This window comes from Sulfitobacter sp. UBA4523 (genome assembly GCF_002388305.1).
In the GTDB taxonomy this organism is placed as follows: Bacteria; Pseudomonadota; Alphaproteobacteria; order Rhodobacterales; family Rhodobacteraceae; genus Sulfitobacter; species Sulfitobacter pontiacus.
Genome location: NZ_DGMH01000004.1, coordinates 3764 through 10522, shown reverse-complemented (window position 1 = coordinate 10522; position 6759 = coordinate 3764). Strand labels below are relative to the sequence as shown.

The following is a 6759-nucleotide window of genomic DNA, read 5'->3' as shown; positions in this document are numbered from 1 at the left end:
CGCCCTGCCCCATGACCCGCCGCGACCAGTCGCGGTTGAACGCCTCGATACAGGCCCCGATGCGCGTGCCGCCCTCCCAATCCTGAGCCTCTGCCCCCGCCGCCTTGAGCGCTGCATCCACGTCGCGCGTCGCCAGATGGCGGGTGATATTGGTCAGCCGCGTGCCAAAGGTAAACGCATGCACCTGCGCCCACCCCGCGCCCTTGGCATTGCTCACCGCATGCAGGAAATGCAGCACCATGCGGGAATATTGGCTCATGGAACCGGAGATATCGCACAGCACCACCAGATTGGGATAGCGTGGGCGCGGGGTTTTCAGCACCAGCTTGTCCATCTCTCCGCCGCGGCGCAGCGCGGCCCGCAGGCTGCGCCGCGCGTCGATCCGCCCCCTTGGGGACGTCATGGCACGGCGTGACGGCATGGGTTTGACCGGCAGGCGCAACCGCGCCAGCATCTTCTTGGCCTCCGCCACCTCTGCGAGGCTCATCAGTTCGAAATCAAGACTGCGCAGCCGTTCTTGCGAGGACATGGTCAGGCTGGCATCGATCTCGATCTCTGTCTCGCGCTCGTCTTGCGGGTGTTCGCGGTCGCGTTCCGGCGCTTCGGCACCGTCCAGCAACGCCTCTGCCGCGCGTTTCTCGGCGGCTTGGGCGGGCCGGTCTTCCTGCACGCCACGGATCGCGGGCAGCATCGCGGCCATCATATGTTCCAGATACCGCGGGTCGCGCCAATAAAGCCGGAAGAGCTGCGCAAAGACGGTCCGGTGTTCAGGACGGTTCACAAAGCAGGCGTGCAGGGTCCAGTAGAAATCGGTTTTGTCGGTGAACCCCGCCACCTCTACCGCGCGGATCGCGTCGATCACGCGACCGGGGCCGATGGGCAGACCGGCGCGGCGCAAGGCACGGGCGAAATGGGTGATATTGCCGGCGAGTTTGGGGTTATCGGGCAAATCCAGGGGCAGATGTTCCATCAGGTCGCCAGCCGCCGGGGGCTGTCGGCCCCCGGACCCCCGAGGATTTTAGACCATTTGGAAGCGGCAGTATCCGTCAAGGGGGTGCGTCCAGCGTGGCTTTGGCTTGATCGAGGATGCGTTTCGCCTCTGATCCTTGCAGTTTGGCGATATCATCCTGGTATTTCAGGATCGCCCCAAGCGTATCCGCAATGGTTTCGGGGCTAAGGTTGATCACATCCAGCGCCAGCAGACATTTTGCCCAATCAATGGTTTCGGCCACGCCGGGCTTCTTGAACAGGTCCTCGGTCCGAAGGTGTTGGACAAAGGCCACGACCTCGCGGCTGAGCGCGGCTGAGGCTTCGGGGGCGCGGGCGGCCAGAATCTCCATCTCGCGGGGGAAATCGGGATAGTCGACCCAGTGATAAAGACAGCGGCGTTTGAGCGCGTCATGCACCTCGCGCGTGCGGTTCGAGGTCAGGATCACGATGGGCGGCTCGGGGGCCTTTATCGTGCCGAGTTCGGGAATCGTGACCTGAAAATCGCTGAGCGCCTCAAGCAGGAAGGCTTCGAACGGGGCGTCCGTGCGGTCAAGCTCGTCGATCAACAGGATGGGCGCACCGCGTCCGTCAGGGCGCATCGCTTCAAGCAAGGGGCGTTCGATCAGAAAGTCGTCGCTAAAGAGTTCTGTTGTGAGCTGCTGTCGCGAGCGATCGCCCGTGGCCTCGGCCGTGCGGATTGCCACCATCTGGGCAGGGAAGTTCCATTCGTAGACCGCCGTGGCGGCGTCCAGCCCTTCATAGCATTGCAACCGGATCAACTTGCGGTCCAAGGCCAGCGCCAATGCTTTGGCGATCTCTGTCTTGCCGACGCCTGCCTCTCCCTCGAGGAACAGCGGCCGGCCCAAGGTCAGGCTCAGGAACACCACCGTGGCCAAAGGCCGCCCGCAGACATATCCCTGCCCCGCAAGCAGCTCTTGCACGGCGTCGATCGAAGGGGGCAGTTGCATGGCATTCTCCGGTTGTGATTGGGACGAGTGGTGCATTCTGATCCCGCGCGGTCAAGGGGTCTGCACGGGGTTCAGCAGACTCTATGCCTTGGAGCGACCACAGAATGTGCTATAAATGTGCTTCAAATCTCCGCATTTTCGCCTTAATGCGCCGATACCTCAGACCAAAAGCCAGGGGGTTTCCTGTGCCCAGATACGATTGAGGAAGTTTACCATGATCGATACCGCCGTAACGCTCGACACGTCTTTTGAGGACTATTCCAAAAGCGAGTGGATGGATGCTGTGAAGCAGGTCGCGCAGAATGGCGGGTTCTATGAAGCGCTCGGGTCACGACACCACGCGATGTTTCTGGAAAAATCCTCTACCCTGCTGGTCAGCTTTGAAACCATCAACGGGATGCGCGCCTTGTCATCGATGGCGCATCCTTTGGGGTGGGAAATGGTGCGCAGCGAAGGCTGGTCGCATCTTTGTCTGGCGTCAGAAGGGGATACATGGTTCCGCGACGCGCCAGTTTACGTGTTTTTCGACCGGCTGATCGACGATGGCTTTTTCGACAGCTTTGACCGCGTGGTCTTTTATGGCGCGGGTCCGGGCGGCTATGCTGCTGCGGCATTCTCTGTCGCGGCACCGGGTGCAAAGGTCGTTGCCATCCAGCCGCAAGCGACGCTGGACCCCAGCGTGACCGAATGGGACGATCGCTTTGTCGAGATGCGGCGCACGGATTTCACCTCCCGGTTCGGATATGCCCCCGATATGCTGGACGCGGCCGAGGCCGCTTTTGTGATCTATGACCCGACTGTGCCGCTGGACGCGATGCATGCCAGCCTCTTTACCCGCCCCAATGTGACCAAACTTCGGATGCGGCGCATGGGCACGGCGTTGCAATCGAAACTGCTGGAGCTTGACCAGTTCGAAAACCTGCTGACCCTTGCAGCCGATGGCGAGCTGACAATCGCGAGCTTTGCACGCATCGCCCGGGCGCGCCGCGATCACCGCCCCTATCTGAAAGGCCTGCTTGCCGCGCTGGAACGCGAGCAGCGCGATCCGTTGACGCTCACGCTATGCAATTTCGTGACAGGGCATATGTCGGCCCCTCGGTTTGTCCGGCGCAAAAAGCAGTTAGAGGCCGAACTGGCCCTGCGCGTCGCACAGGAAAACGGGACTGCAGAGGAACAGGATACGCAATCGCAGGATGTAGCCAAAACCACCGGCTGACGTTTGCTGCGGTCCCTTTGACCAACCCGAGACTAGCGCGCCCGCACGCCCTGTGCTAGCGGGGAGCCCATGACACAGACCCTCACGCTTCGACGCCCCGATGATTGGCACCTGCACCTGCGCGACGGCGCGATGCTGGACGCCGTGTTGCCCCATACCGCCGCGCATTTTGCCCGCGCCATCATCATGCCCAATCTGGTGCCCCCGGTGGTGCGCGGTGCCGATGCAGCCGCCTACCGCGATCGTATCCTCGCGGCACTGCCCGAGGGCGCGGATTTCAAACCGCTGATGACCCTGTATCTGACCGAGGATACCGATCCCGACGATGTGGCCGCCGCCCATGCCAGCGGGTTGATCACCGCGGTCAAGCTCTACCCCGCCGGTGCGACGACAAATTCAGCCAGCGGCGTGTCGAACTTTGACAATGTTGCGCCCGTGCTGGAACGCATGGCCGAGATCGGCCTGCCCCTGTGCACCCACGGCGAGGTCACCGACCCCGAGATCGACATTTTCGACCGCGAGGCCGTGTTCATCGACCGCGTGCTTGACCCGATCCGCACCCGTCATGCGGGGCTGAAAGTCGTGATGGAGCATATTACCACCGCCGACGCCGCCCAATATGTCACGGAAAGCACCGGCAATCTGGGCGCGACCATCACCACGCACCATCTGGTGATCAACCGCAACCATATCCTCGCCGGTGGGATCAAACCGCATTACTACTGCCTGCCCGTCGCCAAACGCGAAAGCCACCGTCTGGCCCTGCGCGCTGCCGCGACTTCGGGCGACGCGCGCTTCTTTCTGGGCACGGATTCCGCGCCGCACACGGACGCGAACAAGCTGCTGCCCTGCGGCTGTGCCGGCTGCTTTACCGCGCCCAATACGATGTCGATCCTGGCCGAGGTCTTTGAACAGGAAGACGCGCTGGACCAATTGGAACGGTTTACCTCGCTGAACGGGCCGGATTTCTACGGGTTGGCCCCGAACGAGGCGACGATGACGCTGACCCGCGCACCGGCGACCTACCCCGATCACATCGAGACGCCCGACGGGCCGGTCACCGTGTTCGATCCGATGATGCCGCTGAACTGGTCCGTCACCGACTGACGCCCCCCTACCAAAGACAGTTTACCGGTCGCAGCAGGATGAGACCGGCCACCACCGCCCTCAACGCCAAGGCCCCAAAAGGAACGCATGACATGATCCCCACCAGCTACCCCGACTCTACCGAAATGGCGCGCTTGACCGCGCGGATGTTGCTGGAGATCAAGGCCGTTCATTTCAACGCGGCAGAGCCCTTTACCCTCGCCTCCGGCCTGCCGAGCCCGACCTATATCGATTGCCGCAAGCTGATCAGCTATCCGCGCATCCGCGCCACCCTGATGGATTTCCTGACCGTCACCGTGATGCGCGAAGCGGGGTTCGAGGCGTTTGACAATATCGCGGGCGGTGAAACCGCGGGCATCCCCTTTGCCGCGATGGTGGCCCAGCGCATGGCGCTGCCCATGACCTATGTGCGCAAGAAGCCCAAAGGCTATGGCCGCAACGCCCGCATTGAAGGTGAAATGACCGAAGGCCAACGCGTTTTGCTGGTCGAGGATCTAACCACCGATGGTGGCTCAAAGATCAGCTTTGTCGACGCGATTCGCGATACTGGTGCAACCTGCGCGCATACGGCGGTGATCTTTTACTACGGTATTTTTCCGCAGACAGAAAAGACCTTGGGCGATCACGGGGTTACGTTGCACAGCCTGTGCACCTGGTGGGATGTGCTGGCCGAGGCCAAAGCGCAGAACGCGTTTGACACAGAAACCCTGACCGAAGTCGAAGCCTTCCTGAACGCGCCAGAAGCGTGGCAGGATGCGCGGAAAAAAACCTAAGCAATCCACATGATATTGTGTCGCGTGGTGTAAAATCACGCGACATATGCTACGCTAGCGCAGAGATAAGGTTATCCACAGCTTATAAAGATTGCGGGATGACGGGCGGCTCGGGTAGATAAGCCTCGGGTCATTAATCAGTGGGGCAACACGTAGCATGAACGAGATTTCAAGCATCGACGGTAACCAGCTAACGGTTCAAGCGGCCGAGACAATGCCGCATTCCATCGAAGCGGAACAGCAGTTGTTGGGCGCGATCCTGACCAACAACGATATCTACGACCGCGTGGCGTCTGTCATCGGTCCCAAGCATTTCTACGACCCCGTTCACGCCCGTATTTTCGAGATCGCCGCCGCGCGGATCGCCAAGAACAACCTTGCCTCCCCCGTGACGCTCAAGGCGTTTATGGAGGATGACGAAGGGCTGAAAGAACTGGGCGGCCCCGCCTATCTGGTGCGCCTTGCCGGTGCCGCGATCAGCGCCTTTGCCGTGCGCGACTATGCGCAGATGATCTATGATCTGGCGGTGCGCCGCGACCTGATCCAGCTGGGCCGTGACATCGCGGCCAAAGCCGCACAGGTCGATGTCGCGTCAGAGCCGCGCGAACAGATCGTCGAGGCCGAACAGAAACTCTATAAGCTCGCCGAGCAGGGTCAGACCGAAAGCGGTTTCCAGAGCTTTCTCAAAGCCGTGACCGATGCGGTCAACGTGGCCAATGCGGCCTACCAACGCGACGGTGGCCTATCCGGTGTCTCTACCGGTCTGATTGATATGGATAAAAAGCTGGGCGGCTTGCACCCCTCTGACCTTTTGATCCTTGCCGGTCGTCCGTCGATGGGGAAAACCTCGCTTGCGACAAACATCGCCTTCAACGTCGCCAAAGCCTACCGCCGTGGCACCTTGCATGACGGCACCGAAGGCGCTGTAGATGGTGGCGTTGTCGGGTTCTACAGCCTCGAGATGAGCGCGGAGCAGTTGGCCGCGCGTATCCTGTCCGAAGCGGCCGAGATCCCGTCCCACCAGATCCGGTCGGGTGATATGACAGAGACCGAATTCCGCCGTTTCGTCGATGCCGCCAAAGCGCTGGAAGCCTGCCCGCTGTATATCGACGACACGCCCGCCCTGCCAATCTCCCAGGTCGCGGCCCGCGCGCGGCGTCTGAAACGCTCGCGCCAGGGGCTGGACCTTCTGATCGTCGACTACCTGCAACTTCTGCGCGGCACCGGCAAGGCCGACAACCGCGTCAACGAGGTCTCCGAGATCACCCAAGGTCTGAAGGCCATCGCCAAGGAGCTCAACATCCCCGTCATCGCGCTCAGCCAGCTCTCCCGCCAGGTCGAATCGCGCGAGGACAAGCGCCCGCAGCTTTCCGACCTGCGCGAATCCGGCTCGATCGAGCAGGACGCGGATGTGGTCATGTTCGTCTATCGCGGCGAGTATTACAAAGAACGCGAGAANNATCGCCCTGTCGCAGCTGTCGCGTCAGGTGGAAAACCGCGAAGATAAGCGCCCGCAGCTGTCGGACTTGCGTGAATCCGGGTCGATCGAACAGGATGCCGACGTCGTGATGTTCGTGTTCCGCGAGGAATACTATAAAGAACGCGAAAAGCCCGGCGATCACGAGCTGGATAAAATGGCGATCTGGCAAGAAGAGATGGAGCGTCTGCACGGTCGCGCCGAAGTGGTCATCGGCAAGCAGCGTCA

5 protein-coding genes and 2 pseudogenes are annotated in these 6759 nt (G+C 61.5%); 5 read left to right on the top strand and 2 right to left on the bottom strand.

The genetic code is table 11. The features are described from left to right. Together B3849_RS00340 and B3849_RS00335 are read right to left on the bottom strand one after the other, a co-directional pair. A partial coding sequence (locus B3849_RS00340) for a vWA domain-containing protein (protein WP_286779684.1) occupies nt 1-970 on the bottom strand: 970 nt, incomplete at its 3' end. A 76-nt stretch (nt 971-1046) separates the two neighbouring features. Beyond that, a complete protein-coding gene (locus B3849_RS00335) occupies nt 1047-1958 on the bottom strand; it encodes an AAA family ATPase (protein ID WP_278425464.1) in 912 nt (303 codons plus the stop codon). A 214-nt stretch (nt 1959-2172) separates the two neighbouring features. Between B3849_RS00335 and B3849_RS00330 the strand changes: the two genes are divergently transcribed. The 5 genes and pseudogenes from B3849_RS00330 to B3849_RS17630 form a co-directional block, all read left to right on the top strand. Further along, nucleotides 2173-3174: a phosphoadenosine phosphosulfate reductase gene (locus tag B3849_RS00330; protein WP_286779683.1), complete on the top strand. Its 1002-nt coding sequence runs from the start codon at nt 2173-2175 to the stop codon at nt 3172-3174. 69 nt (nt 3175-3243) lie between these two features. Then, nucleotides 3244-4281 (top strand): dihydroorotase, encoded by a 1038-nt coding sequence (gene pyrC, locus B3849_RS00325; protein WP_278425466.1) that lies wholly within the window; start codon nt 3244-3246, stop codon nt 4279-4281. Between the two features lie 92 nt (nt 4282-4373). Further along, nucleotides 4374-5054 carry an orotate phosphoribosyltransferase gene (locus B3849_RS00320; protein ID WP_278425467.1) on the top strand — a complete coding sequence of 227 codons (681 nt, stop codon included), beginning with the start codon at nt 4374-4376 and terminating at the stop codon, nt 5052-5054. A 157-nt stretch (nt 5055-5211) separates the two neighbouring features. Then, nucleotides 5212-6510, top strand: a pseudogene (locus B3849_RS00315) (replicative DNA helicase); the annotation flags it as partial. Between the two features lie 130 nt (nt 6511-6640). Next, nucleotides 6641-6759, top strand: a pseudogene (locus B3849_RS17630) (hypothetical protein); the annotation flags it as partial.

What these genes read in the sequence shown, in the direction of transcription:
- B3849_RS00330 (WP_286779683.1), top strand. Translation starts at nt 2,173, where the DNA reads ATGATCGATACCGCCGTAACGCTCGACACGTCTTTTGAGGACTATTCC.
- B3849_RS00335 (WP_278425464.1), bottom strand. Translation starts at nt 1,958, where the DNA reads ATGCAACTGCCCCCTTCGATCGACGCCGTGCAAGAGCTGCTTGCGGGG.
- B3849_RS00320 (WP_278425467.1), top strand. Translation starts at nt 4,374, where the DNA reads ATGATCCCCACCAGCTACCCCGACTCTACCGAAATGGCGCGCTTGACC.
- pyrC (WP_278425466.1), top strand. Translation starts at nt 3,244, where the DNA reads ATGACACAGACCCTCACGCTTCGACGCCCCGATGATTGGCACCTGCAC.